At 60.5% G+C, this 18800-nt stretch carries 19 protein-coding genes and 2 pseudogenes; 11 read left to right on the top strand and 10 right to left on the bottom strand.

Annotation, left to right across the window (positions count from 1 at the left end):
• Positions 1-10: 10 nt before the first annotated feature.
• A complete protein-coding gene (argB, locus tag ABOK31_RS00350; protein WP_069611182.1) occupies positions 11-898 on the top strand; it encodes an acetylglutamate kinase in 888 nt (295 codons plus the stop codon).
• A gap of 292 nt (positions 899-1190) precedes the next feature.
• Here argB and ABOK31_RS00345 read toward each other — a convergent pair whose 3' ends face one another.
• On the bottom strand, positions 1191-1616 hold the full coding sequence (locus ABOK31_RS00345; protein ID WP_174175562.1) for a lipocalin-like domain-containing protein: 426 nt from the start codon (positions 1614-1616) through the stop codon (positions 1191-1193).
• Between the two features lie 70 nt (positions 1617-1686).
• Positions 1687-2457, bottom strand: coding sequence for an isocitrate lyase/phosphoenolpyruvate mutase family protein (locus ABOK31_RS00340; RefSeq protein WP_349957344.1), 771 nt, complete (start codon positions 2455-2457; stop codon positions 1687-1689).
• A gap of 217 nt (positions 2458-2674) precedes the next feature.
• Here ABOK31_RS00340 and ABOK31_RS00335 point away from each other — a divergent pair, with 217 nt between their 5' ends.
• Both ABOK31_RS00335 and ABOK31_RS00330 read left to right on the top strand, forming a co-directional pair.
• A complete protein-coding gene (locus ABOK31_RS00335) occupies positions 2675-3379 on the top strand; it encodes a pyrimidine 5'-nucleotidase (protein WP_349957343.1) in 705 nt (234 codons plus the stop codon).
• Positions 3380-3492: 113 nt separating this feature from the next.
• Complete coding sequence (locus ABOK31_RS00330) at positions 3493-4206, top strand: calcium-binding protein (protein ID WP_349957341.1); 714 nt, start codon at positions 3493-3495, stop codon at positions 4204-4206.
• Between the two features lie 58 nt (positions 4207-4264).
• Here ABOK31_RS00330 and ABOK31_RS00325 read toward each other — a convergent pair whose 3' ends face one another.
• Entirely contained in the window at positions 4265-5137 is an 873-nt protein-coding gene (locus ABOK31_RS00325; protein WP_349957340.1) for an LOG family protein, read from the bottom strand.
• Between the two features lie 215 nt (positions 5138-5352).
• Between ABOK31_RS00325 and dapD the strand changes: the two genes are divergently transcribed.
• The 3 genes from dapD (at position 5353) to ABOK31_RS00310 (ending at position 8148) form a co-directional block, all read left to right on the top strand.
• Positions 5353-6210, top strand: a complete 858-nt coding sequence (gene dapD, locus ABOK31_RS00320) for a 2,3,4,5-tetrahydropyridine-2,6-dicarboxylate N-succinyltransferase (RefSeq protein ID WP_069611177.1) — start codon at positions 5353-5355, stop codon at positions 6208-6210.
• A gap of 158 nt (positions 6211-6368) precedes the next feature.
• Positions 6369-7562, top strand: a complete 1194-nt coding sequence (gene dapE, locus ABOK31_RS00315; RefSeq protein WP_349957338.1) for a succinyl-diaminopimelate desuccinylase — start codon at positions 6369-6371, stop codon at positions 7560-7562.
• Positions 7549-8148: a hypothetical protein gene (locus ABOK31_RS00310; protein WP_349957336.1), complete on the top strand. Its 600-nt coding sequence runs from the start codon at positions 7549-7551 to the stop codon at positions 8146-8148. The genes dapE and ABOK31_RS00310 overlap by 14 nt, the downstream gene beginning before the upstream one ends.
• A 114-nt stretch (positions 8149-8262) precedes the next feature.
• Here the strand turns inward: ABOK31_RS00310 and arsC are convergent.
• The 6 genes and pseudogenes from arsC to def all read right to left on the bottom strand — a co-directional run bounded on the left by arsC (position 8263) and on the right by def (position 11753).
• Positions 8263-8663: pseudogene (arsC, locus tag ABOK31_RS00305) on the bottom strand (arsenate reductase (glutaredoxin)).
• Positions 8641-9447, bottom strand: coding sequence for a tRNA pseudouridine(38-40) synthase TruA (truA, locus tag ABOK31_RS00300; RefSeq protein ID WP_349957334.1), 807 nt, complete (start codon positions 9445-9447; stop codon positions 8641-8643). Before truA ends, arsC begins: the two are co-directional and overlap by 23 nt.
• Positions 9447-10394: a methionyl-tRNA formyltransferase gene (gene fmt, locus ABOK31_RS00295; RefSeq protein WP_349957332.1), complete on the bottom strand. Its 948-nt coding sequence runs from the start codon at positions 10392-10394 to the stop codon at positions 9447-9449. The genes truA and fmt overlap by 1 nt, the downstream gene beginning before the upstream one ends.
• Before the next feature lie 72 nt (positions 10395-10466).
• Positions 10467-10886: a type II toxin-antitoxin system VapC family toxin gene (locus tag ABOK31_RS00290; protein ID WP_349957331.1), complete on the bottom strand. Its 420-nt coding sequence runs from the start codon at positions 10884-10886 to the stop codon at positions 10467-10469.
• Positions 10883-11173, bottom strand: a complete 291-nt coding sequence (locus ABOK31_RS00285; RefSeq protein WP_349957329.1) for a plasmid stabilization protein — start codon at positions 11171-11173, stop codon at positions 10883-10885. Before ABOK31_RS00285 ends, ABOK31_RS00290 begins: the two co-directional genes overlap by 4 nt.
• A gap of 64 nt (positions 11174-11237) precedes the next feature.
• Positions 11238-11753: a peptide deformylase gene (def, locus tag ABOK31_RS00280; RefSeq protein ID WP_349957327.1), complete on the bottom strand. Its 516-nt coding sequence runs from the start codon at positions 11751-11753 to the stop codon at positions 11238-11240.
• A 288-nt stretch (positions 11754-12041) separates the two neighbouring features.
• On the opposite strand from def, the pseudogene ABOK31_RS00275 reads away from it, so the two are divergent.
• The 3 genes and pseudogenes from ABOK31_RS00275 to ABOK31_RS00265 all read left to right on the top strand — a co-directional run.
• A pseudogene (locus ABOK31_RS00275) lies at positions 12042-13118 on the top strand (DNA recombination protein RmuC); the annotation flags it as partial.
• A gap of 101 nt (positions 13119-13219) precedes the next feature.
• On the top strand, positions 13220-14119 hold the full coding sequence (locus ABOK31_RS00270) for a ribokinase (protein ID WP_349957325.1): 900 nt from the start codon (positions 13220-13222) through the stop codon (positions 14117-14119).
• Between the two features lie 193 nt (positions 14120-14312).
• Positions 14313-16658: a methyl-accepting chemotaxis protein gene (locus ABOK31_RS00265; protein ID WP_349959041.1), complete on the top strand. Its 2346-nt coding sequence runs from the start codon at positions 14313-14315 to the stop codon at positions 16656-16658.
• A 69-nt stretch (positions 16659-16727) separates the two neighbouring features.
• Here the strand turns inward: ABOK31_RS00265 and ABOK31_RS00260 are convergent, their stop codons facing one another.
• The gene (locus tag ABOK31_RS00260; protein ID WP_349957324.1) at positions 16728-17672 is read right to left on the bottom strand and encodes a nucleoside hydrolase; all 945 of its coding nucleotides are present in this window, start codon (positions 17670-17672) and stop codon (positions 16728-16730) included.
• A gap of 231 nt (positions 17673-17903) precedes the next feature.
• On the opposite strand from ABOK31_RS00260, the gene ABOK31_RS00255 reads away from it, so the two are divergent.
• Together ABOK31_RS00255 and ABOK31_RS00250 are read left to right on the top strand one after the other, a co-directional pair.
• Complete coding sequence (locus tag ABOK31_RS00255) at positions 17904-18335, top strand: Hsp20 family protein (protein WP_174175595.1); 432 nt, start codon at positions 17904-17906, stop codon at positions 18333-18335.
• A 158-nt stretch (positions 18336-18493) separates the two neighbouring features.
• Complete coding sequence (locus ABOK31_RS00250) at positions 18494-18751, top strand: DUF1150 family protein (RefSeq protein WP_015338639.1); 258 nt, start codon at positions 18494-18496, stop codon at positions 18749-18751.
• The last annotated feature ends 49 nt before the right edge of the window (positions 18752-18800 follow it).

The raw sequence follows: 18800 nt of genomic DNA, 5'->3' as shown, positions 1-18800 counted from the left end.
AGGGTGCACCATGTCCGAAGCCCAAAGCGAACTCCAAGCCAACCTGCTCGCACAGGCGCTGCCCTACATGCAGCGTTATGAAAACAAGACCATCGTCGTGAAATACGGTGGCCATGCCATGGGCAATGTCGAACTCGGCAAGGCCTTTGCCGCCGACATCGCCCTACTGAAGCAGTCGGGCGTCAACCCGATCGTCGTTCACGGCGGCGGCCCGCAGATCGGCGCCATGCTGACGAAGATGGGCATCGAATCGAAATTCGAAGGCGGCCTCCGCGTTACCGACCAGAAGACGGTAGAGATCGTTGAAATGGTGCTCGCCGGCTCGATCAACAAGGAAATCGTCGCGCTGATCAACCAGACCGGCGAATGGGCGATCGGCCTTTGCGGCAAGGACGGGAACATGGTCTTCGCCGAAAAGGCGCACAAGACCATCAAGGACCCGGATTCGAACATCGAGCGCGTGCTCGATCTCGGCTTCGTCGGCGAAGTGGTCGAAGTCGACCGCACGCTGCTCGACCTGCTCGCCAAGTCCGAGATGATCCCGGTCATTGCCCCGGTTGCTCCCGGCCGTGACGGCGCGACCTACAACATCAACGCCGACACCTTTGCCGGCGCGATCGCCGGCGCGCTCAGCGCCACGCGCCTGCTCTTCCTGACGGATGTCCCTGGTGTCCTCGACAAACAGGGCCAACTCATCAAGGAGCTTTCCGTCGCCCAGGCGCATGCGCTGATCGCCGACGGCACGATTTCCGGCGGCATGATCCCGAAGGTCGAAACCTGCATCGACGCCATCAAGGCCGGTGTTCAGGGCGTCGTCATTCTCAACGGCAAGACGGCCCATTCGGTGCTGCTCGAAATCTTCACCGAGCGTGGCGCCGGCACGCTGATCGTCCCTTAAAGGCGGCAGCATCTTAGAGGCTGATCGAAAAGAAATCAGGTGATTCCAATCCGTCGTGATTCCGTTGGGCTGCGAAGCGCAATGGATATCACGATGGAATGGAGCGAAATCCTCCGGCCGCATTGTCAGCGCGAAGCGTTGCGTCATGGCTGCAAACTAGAGCGGTTCAGCTTTTCACGGAATCTCCGAACCGCTCTATCTCTTTGTTTTCACGCAATTCCGGACGGAAAACCGCTGCGCACCTTTCCTGGAATTACTCTAGCGACCAGTTGCGAACTCGGCGTAAGGGGAATTATTCGCGCCTGAAACTGAGAACACCCCTTCCAATTGGATTTCCGGATACCAACGGATTGGGCATCCAGCCCGTGGAGACCTCGAGCGTGTCTCCATCAAGCTTATAGAATCGTTCCTGCTCACTGCCGTTCCAGGCCTCATTCCAACATGAGTCAATCTTTGTGATGAATCTATCCCCCGCTATCCGATAGCGTCCTGTATAGGCCATCATAGTACGGAAAAGGGCCGCCAGTTGCTCATCTGTCGTCCCTGGCTCCCGCGCCTTTGCGGTAACCAGTACCATCATTCGCCCATCCGAGCCGAAAATAAGGTGCCCATTGGGGTGGTCGCCCCACGGTTGACTGCGCTCCCCTGAATCCTGAAGCTCAGTATCAAAGGAAACCAACCGCCAGCAACCGTGGAGCTTGGTGTCGCGCTCAGACATATTCGCTCCCGTAGCAGTTTGCCTCAATGTACTCGCCTGCAGAAGGTAGGGTGTTGCTTCCTGTTATGCTTCAAGCCGGCCGATAGATCGCTTCGGCTTCGCTTTTCAGCATCCCCATGACCGAACGATAGGGCGCCGGCCCATAGCTGATGCGGCTGACGCCCAGCTTTGCCATGGTCTCGTTGTCAGGCGTCGCAGGGCGCACCATGATGTTAACAGGCAGAGGCGAGCGTTCGCAAAGGGCGCCGATGAGATCCGGTTCGACGAGGCCTGGCGCGAAGAAGCCGCTGGCACCGGCTTCGGCAAAGGCATCGGCGCGCTGAAAGGCGTCGTCCAGCAGGAGCTGATGATGCGCCGTATCGCTTTCCTGCAGGAAAAGATCGGTGCGGGCATTGATGAACAGCGGTATCTCGCGGCGATCCGCCATTTCCCGGATGGCGCGGATGCGCGCCGCCTGCGTCTCGATGGGATGAACGCCCTGACCGCCGATCACCTGATCCTCGAAATTGATGCCGATGGCGCCGTGATCCATGATCTTTTCGACATTGGCGGCGACTTCGTCGGGTTCGACGGCGTAACCGCCCTCGAAATCGACCGACAGCGGCAATGGGCTCGTCACCGAAATCAGCCGGGCGGTGACCGCCAGCAATGATAACGGAATGGCCTGGCCGTCGCCGAAGCCATTGGCGGCCGCAACCGACCAGCTTCCCGTCGCCAGCGCCTTGGCGCCGGCCTCCGTCACGGCCTTGGCCGAACCTGCATCCCAAATGTTGAAAAGTATCAGCGGCTCGCCCTTCTTGTGCAGCCGCGCAAATTCCTGCGCCTTTTCCACCTGACTCATCGCATCCCCTCCGAAAAGCCCGGCCGGGTGATTTCTCCTCCGCGACCCAAGAGAGCGTAAGCTCTCCCTCACATGGCAAATAGAGCAAAACCCCGGAAATCAATTGTAAAATCATAGCCGGCATTGGATCGCACGGCAATCTCCCCAAAATGGCTGAGATGCCGCAGCATGATTATTCCCCTTCCCCCGCCCGGAGCGGGCGTGTCATAAGACAGGCATGAACCAGACAAAAACACTATCCGAGCCTTCAGATTTCGCCGACATCCGCGATTGGGTGTTCGATCTCGACAACACGCTCTACCCGCATCATGTCGATCTCTTCGCACAGATCGACAAGAACATGACGGCTTACGTCTCGGCCCTCTTGCAGATGGAGCGCGAAGACGCCCGCAAGCTGCAGAAGCAATATTACCTCGATCACGGCACGACCCTGCAGGGTTTGATGATCCATCACGGCATCGACCCCAACGACTTTCTGGAGAAGGCGCACGCGATCGACTATTCGGCACTGACGCCGCAGCCGGAGCTGGCGGCCGCCATCAAGGCGCTGCCGGGGCGCAAGTTCATCTTCACCAATGGCAGCGTCAAGCATGCCCAGGCGACAGCCGGCGCGCTCGGCATCCTCGACGGCTTCGACGATATTTTCGATATCGTTGCGGCAGACTACGTGCCGAAGCCCGCCGGCACGACATACGACAAGTTCATGAGCCTCCATCGCGTCGATACGAAGAAGGCCGTCATGTTCGAGGATCTGCCGCGCAATCTCACCGTGCCCAAGGCGCTCGGCATGAAGACGGTGCTGCTCGTGCCGCAGAATCTCGAGACGGCGGTCGTCGAATGGTGGGAGCGCACGACCGGCGAGGACGATCACATCGACTACGTGACCGACGACCTTACCGCCTTCCTGAAGGCACTGATTTAACCATTCATTAGAACGGGGTTACCAAAGTTTCATCCGCCTTACAGAGGTTTAATTGGTCGTTTTCGACCGCCAGCCGTATCGTTTGACCATTCCTCGACACGAAAGGAAAAGCGATGAACGGGAAAAAACTTCTTCTGGCTGGACTTTCCGCAACCCTGCTTCTCAGCGGTGCCGCGCAGGTAGCGCTTGCCGCCTCGCATGATGGCGACGGTGAGGGCAGGCATCATCACGGCCGCTGGCACAGACCACATATTTCGCCTGAAGTCCTTTACGTGCGCATGCTGAAGGAATTCGGCAATCCCGGTGATACGAAGCTCACCAAGGATGAAGTCAAGGCTGGCGTCGACAAGATCTTCGACCAGATCGACGTCAACCATGACGGCGAAATCACCCCCGGCGAATATCGCACCTACCGCCAGGAACAAATGAAGCAGTGGCGAGCCGAACACGCCAAGGCCGATGGTGATCAGGCTCAAAACGGCCAGGCACAGGGCGGCGACCAGGCTCAAGGCAATCAAGCTCAAGGCAATCAGGCGCAGGACAATCAGGCCCCGGCCGACCAGTCCAAGAGCGACCAGGCTCAAAACGACAATGACAACGACAAGGGCGGCGAAGGCCATCGCCACCACCGTCCACATGGCCGCTTCATGCATGAAGGTGGCTTCATGCGCGGTGCGATGATCTTCCGTTTTGCCGATACCGACCAAAGTGGCCAGATCAGCAAGAAGGAAGCCGAAGACGCCATGAACAAGATCTTCGACCGGCTGGACCGCAATCACGACGGTGTGGTCAACCTGGACGACATACCTGGCCGTCCGCTGCTGTAAACCAACAGTCCCATGAACAGAAGCCCGCCTCGCCCATGCGACGGTGGGCTTTTCGTTGTCAGTGGCCGTTATCGTGCTCGTAGAAGTCGGTGACGATCTTCCACGCCTCGTCGGCGGTATCGACGAAGCTGATGAGGTTCACATCGTCGGGCGCGATGGTGCCGAACTCGGCCAGCGCGTCGAAATTGATGATGCTGCGCCAGAATTTTTCGCCGAAGAGAATGAGCGGCAGGCGCTCCATGCGGCCGGTCTGGATCAAGGTCAGGCACTCGAACAATTCGTCGAGCGTGCCGAAGCCGCCGGGAAATACCGCGATCGCCTTGGCGCGCACCATGAAGTGCATCTTGCGGATCGCGAAATAATGGAAATTGAAGCTGAGTTCCGGCGTCACATAGGCGTTCGGCGCCTGCTCGTGCGGCAGAACGATATTGAGGCCGATCGACGGTGCACCTTCCTCGGCCGCACCGCGATTGCCCGCTTCCATTACGCCCGGGCCGCCGCCGGTGACGACGACGTATTCATGATAATCAAAGCCAGCGGAATAACGGGAGCAGAGCCGGGCGAACTTGCGGGCTTCCTCGTAATAGACCGATGCTGCTTCGAGATTGGCGCGCTGCATGTCGTTGCGGGCAGCCCAGGCATTGGTGCCGGGGGCAGGAATGCGCGCGCCGCCGAACATGACAACGGTCGACTTGATGCCACGCTCGGTGAGCGACATTTCGGTTTTCAGCAATTCCAGCTGCAGGCGGATCGGCCGCAGTTCCTCACGGCACAGGAAGTCCTCATCCGCATAGGCAAGACGGTAGGAGGGCGACATGGACTGCGGCGTGCGCGGCACGGATTCGGCTCGCTGCTTGTCCGCCGAGCTCGTCTTCAACGGGTCCCAAACCCCATCCTTACGCCGCAGCCTGCCGTTCTTCGCCTTGCTCATTTCTTCATGCCTTTCAAATCGATCATGACGGGCCGTTTCCGTCCGCAAACAGAAATAGCCAAGCTCTTGCATATGCCCCTACAACGCCTTGAATCCAAGCTCAATCGGCGCGGAAAAGACATTCCATTTTCGGCATCCATGCTATAGGACCAATCGACCGCTTCCGGACCTTTATCCGGAAATCACGATAGGCCCTGACGTTGTAAGGAATTCCCATGAGCGCTACCGACCTCGCCTCCCTCGAAAAGTCCATCGAGGCTGCCTTCGACAATCGCGACAATGTGAACACGTCGACGCGCGGCGAAGTCCGCGATGCCGTCGAAACGGCGCTCAATCTTCTCGATAGCGGCAAGGTTCGCGTGGCAGAGCGCGGTGCCGATGGCAACTGGACCGTCAACCAGTGGCTCAAGAAAGCGGTTCTGCTCTCCTTCCGTCTGAACGACATGAAAATCGTCGAAGGCGGCTCCGGCGGCGCCACCTGGTGGGACAAGGTTCCCTCGAAGTTCGAAGGCTGGGGTGAGAACCGCTTCCGCGAAGCCGGCTTCCGCGCCGTACCGAACGCCGTAGTGCGTCACTCCGCCTATATCGCTCCGAACGCCATCCTGATGCCGTCCTTCGTCAATCTCGGCGCCTATGTCGGCGAAGGCACAATGGTCGACACCTGGGCGACGGTCGGTTCCTGCGCCCAGATCGGCAAGCATGTGCATCTTTCCGGCGGCGTCGGCATCGGCGGCGTGCTGGAGCCGATGCAGGCCGGCCCAACGATCATCGAAGACAATTGCTTCATCGGCGCCCGCTCCGAAGTCGTCGAAGGCTGCATCATCCGTGAAGGCTCCGTGCTCGGCATGGGCGTCTTCATCGGCAAGTCGACCAAGATCGTCGATCGCGCCACCGGCGAGATCACCTATGGCGAAGTGCCGCCCTATTCCGTCGTCGTCGCCGGCGCGCTGCCGAGCGGCAACACCATGGCAAACGGCCAGCCGGCTCCGAGCCTCTATTGCGCCGTCATCGTCAAGCGCGTCGACGAAAAGACCCGTTCGAAGACCGGCATCAACGAGCTGCTGCGCGACTGATTTTGATTTTTTTGGAAGCGCGGTTGCCATATCGCGCTTCCCTCATGCTTGCCGGGTGAGCATGCCTGTGCAATTGCTGGAATCGCGGCAAGGATTTTCGACTCATCGCCGATCCTTTGCCATCGCTTTGCCATTTCCCGCCGGATAAGTTGCCTCCGATGACCGTTGCGAATCCCATTGCGAATCTGCAGACCCTAATCCGCTGCGCCTCCGTCACGCCGGCCGAGGGCGGTGCGCTGACTGCGCTTGCCGACATGCTGCAGCCGCTCGGCTTCAAGATCGAGCGCATGACCGCGACCGAGCCGGGAACGCCCGATATCGAAAACCTCTATGCGCGGCTTGGCGCGGATGGGCCGCATCTGATGTTTGCCGGCCATACGGACGTGGTGCCCGTCGGCGATGCCGCCTCGTGGAGCCACCCGCCCTTTGCCGCCGAGATCGCAGATGGCGAGCTTTTCGGCCGTGGCGCCGTCGATATGAAGGGTGGCATTGCCTGCTTCGTGGCCGCTGTCGCGCGTCATATCGAAAAGCACGGCAAGCCTGCCGGTTCGATTTCCTTCCTGATCACCGGCGACGAAGAGGGACCGGCGATCAACGGCACTGTGAAGCTGCTGCAATGGGCGGCCGAGCGTGGCGAGACATGGGATGCATCGCTTGTCGGCGAGCCGACCAACCCCGACCGGCTTGGCGACATGATCAAGATCGGCCGCCGCGGTTCTATCTCCGGCACCATTGCCGTTCATGGCGTTCAAGGCCACGCCGCCTATCCGCACCTCGCCGACAATCCGGTGCGCAGCATCATCAAACTGACGGAAGCGCTGCTCGATCCGCCCTTCGACGCCGGTACGGATAATTTCCAGCCGTCGAACCTCGAAGTGACGACGATTGATGTCGGCAATGCCGCTACCAACGTCATCCCTGCCAAGGCGACCGCCACCTTCAACATCCGCTTCAACGATACCTGGACGGCCGACACGCTGAAGGCGGAAATCCTGGCCCGCCTGGATGCGGCTGCGGCCGACCAGACGCTGCGCCCCGGGCGTGCACCGGCGAAATATGACATCGTCTGGTCGGAGCGTCCGAGCCAGGTGTTCCTGACGCGCAACAACGCGCTGATCGCCTCGCTCTCCGCGGCCGTCGAGAACGTCACCGGTCACAGGCCGGCGCTTTCGACCACCGGCGGCACGTCCGATGCCCGCTATATCAAGGACTACTGCCCCGTTGTGGAATTCGGCCTCGTCGGCCAGACCATGCATATGGTCGACGAACGGGTGGCACTCTCGGATCTCGAAACGCTGACCGGGATCTACCAGACTTTCATACAGCGCTGGTTCGAGAATGCCGACCTTTAGGGAAGTCCAATATTATCTGTCCGGCCTCTGGCTGCTGATCCGCATGGATGCGCGCGGCTTCCAGTATCTGGACATAACGGATCGGGGCATGATGCGCTCCTTCTGGGCGATTTTTTGGAGCCTGCCGTCGATCGGCATTTCCTGGCTGTGGTGGCAGAAGGCCTATCTGACCGCCATGCCGCCGGAGACATCGACAGGTCTTGCTTTCTTCCTGCGCCTGGCCTTAGTCGAGTTTGCGAACTGGTTGATCCCGCTCGTTCTCGCTGGCGTACTGCTGCTGATTTTCCGCTTCGGCGACAAATTCACGCCGATCGTGGTCGTGGTGAACTGGCTGGGTGTGCCGACATCCTATCTGAATGCGCTGCTCATCGCCTTGATCGCCTTCATTCCCGGCTCTAGCGGCCTGGTGGCGTTGCTATGGCTGGCACTGATGATGGCGATCATCTTTTCTCTGGCGCGCATGCTCAGAATGATCTGCGGCACGCATCCGCTCTTCATCGGCACGCTGACGCTGGTGCTGCTCATTCCGACCATGCTGCTGACGGACTTCCTGCAGCGCTTCCTCGGCGTCTATCCGCCGGGCTAAGGCGGTCGCGTTCTAGAGCAACTCCAGGAAAAGTGCGCAGCGGTTTTCCGACCGGAATTGCGTGAAAACAAAGAGATAGAGCGGTTCAGAGATTCCGTGAAAAGCCGAACCGCTCTAGCGGCTGACGATTTCGCCGTCTTCCTTGGTAAAAGGGCCGATATCCGGGTTCGGCAAAATATCGAGCACAAGTTCGGACGGGCGGCAGAGGCGCACGCCTTTCTCTGTCACAACGATCGGGCGATTGATCAGGATCGGGTGCTCGATCATCCAATCAAGCAGCTGGTCATCCGTGAGACCAGGATCGCCGAGACCAAGCTCGTCATAAGGCGTTCCCTTTTCCCTCAGAACATCACGCACGGTCAGACCCATGGCGGCGATGAGCTCCACCAGTTGCCCGCGGCTGGGCGGCGTCTTCAGATATTCGATAACGACAGGCTCTTCACCGGACTGGCGGACATCGCCAGCGTGTTGCGCGATGTACCGCAGGCGGGGTTATGATAGATCGTCACCGTCATCGACATTCTCTCCCTCGCCGCCGGGCAGACCGGCGCCGTCGCGATAGTCCACCCGCATGAAATAGAGGCCATCGGGCGGTGCGACCGGACCGCAGGCCTTGCGATCTCGCGCCTCAAGCGCTGCGCGCACGTCGTCGGGCGTCAACTTGCCCTCGCCCGCGAGCTTCAATGTTCCGGCGAACGAGCGGATCTGGTTGTGCAGGAAGCTCTGCGCCGTGGCGCGGATTTCGATCAACTCGCCGCTGCGCGTTACGTCCAGCCGGTCGAGCGTGCGCACCGGGCTGTTTGCCTGGCAATGCGCCGAGCGGAAGGTGGTGAAATCATGCAGGCCGACGAGGGTCTGGGCGGCCGCATGCATGACCTCGTGGTCCATATCCTTCGGCACCCACCAGGCGCGCCCGGCGTCAAGCGCAAGAGGGGCGCGGCGGGCGATGATGCGATAGAGATAATGACGGCGGATGGCCGAGAAGCGCGCGTCAAAGCTTTGGTCGACCTCGACGATATCGAGAATGGCGACCCGATCCCCTGCAAGCCGTAGATGAGCGTTCAGCGCATTACGCAGCGTATAGACCTTCCATTCCTTGGAGAGGTCGGCATGCATGACCTGACCCATGGCATGCACGCCAGAATCGGTGCGTCCCGCGCCACGGATTGAAACCGTCTCACCCGTCAAGGACAGGATGGCGCTTTCGATCGCGCCCTGCACGGAAGGGCCATTCTCCTGACGCTGCCAGCCGACATAAGGAATGCCGTCATATTCGACAGTCATTTTGTAGCGCGGCATCAGGCTTGCTCCGATGCGAGCACGGTGCCGGGCGCAATTGCCGTGCCGCGCAGGAAATCAGCTGCCGCCAGCGGCTTGCCGCCGGCCTTCTGCAGCTTCGTGAGCCTTACGGCGCCGGAGGCGCAGGCAATGACGAGATCATCCGTCAGCACCTGGCCGGAGGCTCCATTGCCTTCTGCCAATTCAGAGCCTAGCACTTTGATGCGCTCGGAACGGCCGGCAATTTCGGCTTCGAACCAGGCGCCAGGAAACGGCGATAGGCCGCGAATGTGATTGTGGACATCGGCCGCCGGCTTGCCGAAATCGATGCGCGTTTCGGCTTTATCGATCTTCGCGGCATACAGAACACCTTCTGACGGCTGTACGGTCAGAGGCAGTTCATCATGCTCCAGCTTGTCCATGGCCTCGGCCATGGCTTTGGCGCCCACGAGCATCAGCCTGTCATGCAGTTCTCCCGCAGTCATGGTGTCGCCAATCTCGACCTCGCGTGTCAACGCGACCGGCCCGGTATCGAGCCCCTTGTCCATCTTCATCACCATCATGCCGGTCTTGGCGTCGCCGGCCATGATCGCCCGCTGGATCGGAGCGGCACCGCGCCAGCGCGGCAGCAGCGAGGCATGACCGTTATAGCAGCCAAGGCGGGTGCCTGACAGAATGGCTTCCGGCAACAGTAGGCCATAGGCGACGACGACGGCGACATCGGCCTCCAGATCGCGGAACCGCTGGCGCTCGTCCGGGCCCTTGAAATTGACGGGCGTGAACACTGGCAAGCCTAGCAATTCGGCCGCCTGATGCACCGGCGACTTCTGCAGGTCCAGTCCACGCCGGCCACCGGGACGCGGCGGCTGCGTATAAACGGCACGAACCTTGTGCCCGGCATCGATCAAGGACCGCAGCGTCGGTACGGAGAATTCGGGCGTTCCCATGAAAATGATGTTGAGCGACATGCGATCCATCCGGCTAAGATATCAAACTTGGAGTGACCCGGCAGTGACGGCACATGCCATCGGGGTCGGACGTTAGCCGCCTTCAAACGGGTTTATGAGCTTGAGATCAAGCCCCTCGAAGTCTTTTGTGTTGCGCGTTGCCAATGCCGCGCCGTTGGCAAGGCAGATGGCGGCGATCATGGCGTCCTGCACGGAAATCTGATGGCCCGAACGTTCGCGACGGGCGCGAATGCGGCCCGTCTCGATGGCGGATTTTTGATCGAACCTAAATATCCTACCGTGGAACGACATCAGCAGCGCATTGAAAACCCGTATGTAGCGATCGGATTTTGTACGAAGTAAAAAGCGCTCCGCACCATAGGATTGCTCCATCACCACGACATCACAAAGATAAAATTCACCGTTTGGTCGCGATTTCAGCCAGTTGGCTACATGTTGATCGGGTACAGGTTTTTCCAATTCGGAAATAACGTTCGTGTCGAGGAGGATCATTCAAAGTCCTCGACCGGACGGCCGAAGTCCTTCTTCCGCTCCAACTCGATCTCATCCATGATACGGGCATATTCCGTGGCCGCCGCCGCATCGCCATCGTAGAGAATTGGTCGAAGCATGTCCCAAGCGGACAATCGGGAGCTCTCTGTTTCGCTATTCTCCGCGACCAAGGCTTTCCGCAAGAGCTCTTTCGCTTCGTCCGAAAGACTGCGCCCGGCCTGCTTGGCCCGTTCTGCGATGTCCTGCTTCATCGGCTCGGAAATATCGCGAATCAAAAGGTCACTCATCCACGCCCCCATTTGATATCAGTGATATCATAGGCGTTTCAGGCCGATCTTTCAATGCCGGAGATCAGAGTGCCTTCGACTTGGCAGCCTTGGTGAATTTCTTGATCACCATCTCCCGCTTCAAGCGCGAGATATAGTCGATGAAGAGCACACCGTTCAGGTGGTCGATCTCGTGCTGCACGCAGGTCGCCAGCAGGCCGTCAGCCTCGGTGAGCTGCTCCTTGCCGTCGCGGTCGAGATGTTTGACGGTGACGCGGGCGGGGCGCTCCACTTCGGCATAATAATCCGGAATGGAAAGGCAGCCTTCCTCATAGACCGAACGCTCATCCGACGACGCGACGATCTCCGGATTGATGAAAACCAGCGGCTTCTTTTCTTCACCTTCGCGCGCGACGTCGATGACGAGCATGCGGCGGGGTACGCCGATCTGGATCGCCGCAAGGCCGATGCCCGGCGCGTCATACATGGTTTCCAGCATGTCGTCGGCGAGGCGCTGAGTTTCGGTATCGATCTGCTCGATGGGCTTGGAAGCCTGGCGGAGCAGCGGATCGGGCAAAATGATGAGTGGCTTGATCGTCATGACGTTTCCCTTAACGCATCTTGTCGTGCGATGGAATCGCCAAGATGGCGATGGCGCGGTGTTTTTTCGCCGGCAGCAATCCGAACAGCAGCAGATAGGCTCGAAATTTTGTTCACGGTTTGATCTGGATATTCACAGCAATTTTGCTATGGTGCGAACAAGAACTTCATCAGCGCGCCAGGTTTCATGTCTTTCATCATCTTCGGCCAAGCCATTTCCACGGTCCAGGTTCTGACCAGCCTCGTCATTCTGCTTGCGATCGCAGTGATCGTGCTTTTCGTCCGGGGCAAGGCACGCGCGGAAGACGATGCGCTCGACGCCGAGCATACGATGGCAGCGCTGCTGCGGTCGCAGGCGGAGATGCAGGGGCGGCTCGCCACCATGGCCGAAGTATTCGGCTCCAGGCAGGCCGAGCTTAATCAGGCCATCGGCCAGCGTCTCGACGGCATGTCGCAGCGGGTGACGGCGACGATCGGCGAACAGACGCGCTCGACGCATGAAAACCTGCGCCGCCTGCAGGAAAGGCTCGCCGTCATCGACGCCGCGCAGACCAATATCCAGACGCTGGCGAAGGATGTCGTCGGCCTGCAGGCCATTCTTTCCAACAAGCAGACGCGCGGCGCCTTCGGCCAGGCACGCATGGAAACCATTGTCGCCGATGGCTTGCCGATGGGCGCCTATGCATTCCAGGCGACGTTGTCGAACGGTTCGCGACCGGACTGCACCGTTCGCATGCCGAACGGTTCGCCGCCGCTTGTCATTGATGCCAAGTTTCCTCTGGAAGCCTGGAACGCCATTCGCGCTGCCGCCAGCCCCGAACATGGCAAAATTGCCGCGCAGCAGTTCCGCCGGGATCTGGAGCTGCATATCCGCGACATCTCGGAGAAATATCTGATTCCCAGCGAGACGCAGGACACGGCGTTTCTCTTCGTGCCGTCCGAGTCGATCTTTGCCGAGATCCACGAGAATTTCGAGGCGATCGTGCAGAAAGCTCAACGCGCCCGCATCGTCATCGTCTCGCCGTCGCTGCTGATGCTGTCGATCCAGGTCATCCAGGCTGTCCTGAAAGACCAGCGCATGCGCGAGCAGGCTCATGTCATCCAGAGCGAGGTGGCGCACCTAATGGACGACCTTTCGCGCCTAGACGAAAGGGTGCGCAAGCTGCAGGGGCATTTCGCCATGGCACAGAAGGATGTCGACATGATCGTCACCTCGGCCGACAAGCTGGCAAGGCGCGGCGAGCGGATAGAGGCGCTGGAATTCGAGGCCGCGAAGGAGCCTGCCAAAGTGCGGCCGGAAGAACGGCCCAAGCCTATCGACAACCGCACGAGCCAACTCAAGCTCAGGGTAGTTGACGAAGACTGATCGCTTCGGCAGTGTCGCGCCCAATCGATGCATGATCCACAAAGACATAAGGCGCCTTCGGGCAGGATCATGCGAGATCAACACCCAGGGCAGGACATCGCATGATCACTATTTTCGGCTCCATCAACATGGACCTCATCGCCACCACGGATCGTTTGCCGAAGCCGGGCGAAACCGTCGTCGGCAACGGCTTTTCCACCGCTGCCGGTGGCAAGGGCGCCAATCAGGCGCTGGCCGCACGCCGCGCCGGCGCAACCGTGCGCATGAGCGGAGCCGTCGGCAATGACGGTTTCGCGGAACCTGCATTGGATCTACTTCAGACGGCCGGCACCGATCTTTCCACCACCCGACGCGTCTCCGAGCCGACGGGTACGGCCCTCATCCTCGTCGGCGGTGACGGCGAGAACATGATCGCCGTCGTTCCGGGTGCCAATGGCACGAATACCGCCGAACACGCAACGGCTGCCGTTGCCGCGCTGAGCCCCGGCGATACGCTGATGCTACAGTTCGAAATCCCGGTCGCCGCCGTCGAAACTGCGCTGAACGCCGCAAAGGCAAAGGGCGTGCGCACCGTGCTCAATCTCGCGCCGCTAATCCCCGAAGCCGCCCGCCTCGGCCGCCTTGCCGATATCGTCATCGCCAACGAGACGGAATTCGAGAGGCTGGCCGGCCAGGACAACATGTCGGCATCCGAGCGCGAAGCGGCACTCGTCCGCCTGCATGGCGAGACCGGCCAGACCCTGATCGTGACACTCGGCGGCGATGGCGTCATCGCCATTCGCGGCGGCGAGCTTTCGCGCGCCAAGGGCCTTGTGATCGAACCGGTGGACACTGTCGGCGCCGGCGATACCTTCTGCGGCTATTTCGCCGCCAGCCTCGACCAAGGCCTCGATTTTCACGCCAGCCTGCGCCGCGCGGCCGTCGCCGGTTCACTCGCCTGCCTGAAGGCGGGTGCGCAGCCCTCAATTCCCGTTGCCAGCGAAGTGGCAGAACGGCTTTAACGGCAACAAATCACAAGCATCCGGAAGCGCAATTAATTAAATTTTTGCGCTTCCATATCATTCTCCTCTGGCCTGGTGCGTATGGCCTTCCGGCCGCGACAGGAATTTAACGGCGGCTCCATGACAGGGCCATCCTGCGCCGACCTTGCATTCGGATAATGTGTATCCGACGCATCGCTTTTTCGAGGAAATGATGTTCATCTTTCGTATGAAGTCGCTTGCGGCCAAGCTGATCTTGGTCACTGGGCTGGCGATCGCACTCGTTTTGCTGGTTTCCAATTTTCTGCTGATTTCCCAGACCCGCGATCGCGTCGAGACGCTGACGATGGATCAGGCGAATACCGAGGCCAAATCCATTTCCAACGAAATCGCCGCCAATGTCGGCGAAATGGCGAGCGCCGCCCGCTCCATGGCCGCCATCATCGGCCGCGGGCACGAGGGTCATACCTTCGACCGCAAGGGCATGATCAATATCCTCAAGGCCAATGTCGAACAGAACGCCTTTGCCTTCGGCAGCTGGTTCTGCGAGCAGCTCGGCGCACTGGATGGCAAGACCACGGAGCTTGCCAACAACAAGGATCAGGGCGTCAACGACAAGGGTGCCTTCACGCCCTACTGGTCGAAGACGAAAGATGGCGGCATCCAGTTCTCGACCTTCGACAATGATTACACGGCGCCCTGGTGGAAGCTTGCCGCCGACAGCGGCAAGGGCGCGATCACGCCGCCCTACCTCGCACAGGGCACCGACGTTCCGACGACCATGAGCTCGATCGCCTATCCCGTCATGTCCGGCGGCAAGCTGATCGGCATTGCAGGCGTCGATATCTCCCTCAATTCACTTTCGACGAAACTGCAGAAGATGCAGCCGTTCGGCACCGGCCGCGTGCTGCTGGTTTCCCAGGACAACAAGTGGCTGGTGGCACCGAGTGCCGACCTGCTGATGAAGGATTATAACGGCTCGGGTGCTGACACGATCAAGGCGGCGCTGACCTCCTCTTCCGCCAGCATCCTGAAAAACCTCGCCGACAATGGCGGCGAGGAATTCGACCGCGTCGTCTATCCTTTCGCCGTTCCGGGTCTCAACGCCACCTGGGTCGTTCTCATCGACGTGCCGCACAGCGCGATCGCAGCGCCTGTACGCGATCAGACCTACATGATGATCGTCGCCGGGCTTTTGGTACTCGCCGCTGTCATGCTCGCTCTCTACGCCGCGGTGCGCGGCTTCGTGCAGACGCCGCTCGCCGGTCTCGTCGCAAGCGTCAATCGCCTGAGCGCCGGCAATTATGCCGAGCCGGTCGCCGGCCAAGCTCGTGCCGACGAAGTGGGTTCAGTCGCCAAGGCTCTGGAAGGCTTCCGCTTCGCGCTTGCCGACACCAAGCGCCTGGAAGGCGAAGCCAATGATCAGCGCCTGGCTGCTGAAGGCGAACGCCGCCGCTCGGAGAGCGAACGCAACGAGAGCGTCACGCTGCAGCGCCATATCGTGAGCATTCTCGGCCAGAGCCTCGCCGAGCTTTCGAAGGGCAATCTTACCCAGCGGATCACGGACGACTTTCCCGGCGAGTACGCCCAGCTCAAGCAGGACTTCAATGCCGCGCTGGCGAGCCTTGAGAACACCGTCCACACGGTCAATGTCAGCGTCGGCAATATCGGCAGCGGCACCGGCGAAATCAGCAACAGCGCATCGGATCTCGCCCGTCGTACCGAACAGCAGGCCGCCAGCCTTGAAGAGACGGCAGCGGCCCTCAACGAGCTGACTGCGCAGGTCAATTCGAGCGCCGAGAACGCCCGTACGGCGGCAAGCAGCGTCAATGCCGCATCGCAGGATGCCGAGCATTCCGGCGAGATCGTGCAGAAGGCCATTTCCTCCATGCACGGCATCGAGCAATCGTCGCAGGAAGTCTCCCGCATCATCGGCGTCATCGACGAGATCGCCTTCCAGACCAATCTCCTGGCGCTCAACGCAGGTGTCGAAGCTGCCCGCGCGGGTGAAGCCGGCAAGGGCTTTGCCGTTGTCGCGCAGGAAGTGCGTGAGCTGGCTCAGCGCTCGGCCAACGCCGCCAAGGAGATCAAGACCCTGATCAATGCCTCGGCCGGACAGGTCAAGGAAGGCGTCGATCTGGTCGGCCGCACGGGCGATGCCCTGCACAAGATCGCCCAGCAGGTGATGGAGATCAACGGCCTGATCCGCCAGATCTCCGCCTCCGCAAGCGAGCAGGCTATTGGCCTCAAGGAAATCAACTCGGCCATGAACCAGATGGATCAGGTGACCCAGCAGAATGCCGCGATGGTCGAGGAGACCACAGCCTCCAGCGTGGCGCTTGCCGAGGAAGCCCAGTCGCTGCGGACGCTCGTTGCGCGCTTCCGCACCGCACGTGCCGTCCAGGAGAATGCCAGCGCATTGCGGGCGACCGCCCAGCAGATGCGGGCTCCGGCAGCGCCGCGCCGAGCAGCGCCCGCCGCTGCAGCACCGGCACGCAAGGCAATTCCGCAGACGCAAGGCGCCAACGCACTCGCCCAGGACGACTGGGAAGAGTTCTGAGCCGATCTTGGCTCGATGAAATACAAAAGGCCGCCGGATCGCTCCGGCGGCCTTTTTCATGGGTCTTGATCAGATGCGGGCGAAGCGCTCCGTCAGCAGCGCGAAGAAGCCATCGGCATCGACGTCGCGCATGACCTTGGCGTTGCGCTTGCGTTCGGTGACATGCCACCAGTCGACGACAGTCATGCCGACGGTCAGTTCCGACGTCACCTCGATCTCGACGTTGCATTCGCGGCCCTTGAAGAGCTCGGGCTTCAGAAGGTAGGCGATAACGGTCGGATCATGCAGCGGACCGCCGTCCGAACCGTACTTCTCGATATCGAAACGCTCGAAGAACTGCAGCATTTCGACCATGGCCTTAGCCGGCGGCGTGCCGACGGCGGCGATGCGCTCGACGCGATCCTTGCGCGTCAGCAGCTTGTGGGTGACGTCGAGCGGCATCATGACGATGGGAACGCCCGAGCGGAACACGACGTCTGCCGCCTCCGGGTCGACATAGATGTTGAACTCGGCCGCCGGCGTGATGTTGCCGCCCTCGAAGAAGCCGCCGCCCATCATGACAAGTTCGCGTACGCGTCCGACGATCTCAGGCGCCTTCTGGAAGGCCATTGCGATGTTGGTCAGCGGGCCGAGCGTGCAGAGCGTGACGGCGCCTTCCGGCTCCTTGCGCAGCGTATCGATGATGAAATCGACGGCGTGGCCCGGCTGCAGCTGCATCGTCGGCTCGGACAGTTCCGGACCGTCCAGCCCGGTCTTGCCATGCACATGCTCCGCCGTCACCAGCTTGCGCTTCAGCGGCGCATCGGCGCCGGCAAACACCTTGACGTCACGGCGATTGCAGAGTTCGCAGACGATGCGGGCATTGCGGCTCGTCAGGCTCAGCGGCACGTTGCCGGCAACCGCCGTAATGCCGAGCACCTCGATCTCCTCGCGGCTGCCGAAGGCGAGAAAGATCGCCGCGGCGTCGTCCTGACCAGGGTCCGTATCGATGATGATTTTTCTAGGTTCGGTCATATCTGTAACTTTCCTCCGGTGCAGATCGACAGGCTTTGTCGCGGGTCCGGTCCGGCTTTGTCAAGCGCTCGCACGCCATCCCGCAAAACGATTCGCCGCCATGGATTTCGATCTCGCAAATGCGAAGACGCCATGGCTTGCACTCACAGGCGCGTACTCCCATATTAGGGACAACCGGGTGCTGAAGATCAGGTCCGGAACGGTCGCTTGACACCCAAGGACTTTGAGACAATGAGCCGGACGACTCCCTTTGCCAGCCCGCTGCTTCTGGGCTTTGATACTATGGAAAAGACGCTTGAGCGGATTTCCAAGGCCAGCGACGGTTACCCTCCCTACAATATCGAACGGATGCATGCGGATCGCCTTTCCGGCGAGCCGGAGCGACTGCGCATCACGCTGGCTGTTGCCGGCTTTTCCGAAGACGAGCTCGATGTCACGACGGAAGAAAACCAGCTGCTGATCCGCGGCCGCCAGATCGAGCAGGGCGAGCGCGACTATCTCTATCGCGGTATTGCGGCCCGGCAGTTTCAGCGCGTTTTCGTTCTTGCCGACGGCATGCAGGTGCTCGGTGCCGCGCTCAAGAACGGCCTGCTCTCCGTCGATCTCATTCGGCCGGAACCCGACCGTATAGTAAAGAAAATTAACATTTCGGTCTCACAGTAGCACAACGGCCTGGAGCCGGATGACTTTAGGCCGAATCGGCCTGAAGTCTGAATCGGCTCTAGAATCAAAGAACTAGAGCACGACGTCGCCCGAAAGCCATCCACACTTTTCGGCATCATGCTCTGGAGCCGTTGGTCCCTCATACTGGAGGTACGAGCATGTTGTTGAAAGAAGCTACCGCCCGCCTGACCCCATCCGAACTTGCCAATATCGGCACCGGTGAGGTCGCCTACATCAGAAAAATGGATTGGTCCGAAGTATCCCGCTGCTTCCCGGAAGCGCCCGATATCGATCCGGATGTCGATCTATGGGCGCTTTTCGGCGCCGACGGCACCCCGATCCTCTTGACGGACAATCGCTCCAGCACCTTCTATCGTGCTGCCGAAGACGAATTGAAGACGGTCAGCCTGCACTGACCATGAGCGTCGCCCGACGGTGAAAGTCACCGTCCGCAAGGACCGCATC

This window comes from Rhizobium sp. ZPR4 (genome assembly GCF_040215725.1).
In the GTDB taxonomy this organism is placed as follows: Bacteria; Pseudomonadota; Alphaproteobacteria; order Rhizobiales; family Rhizobiaceae; genus Rhizobium; species Rhizobium rhizogenes_D.
Note: the sequence above shows the minus strand (reverse complement) of the source record. Positions and strands in the feature narration are given on the sequence as shown.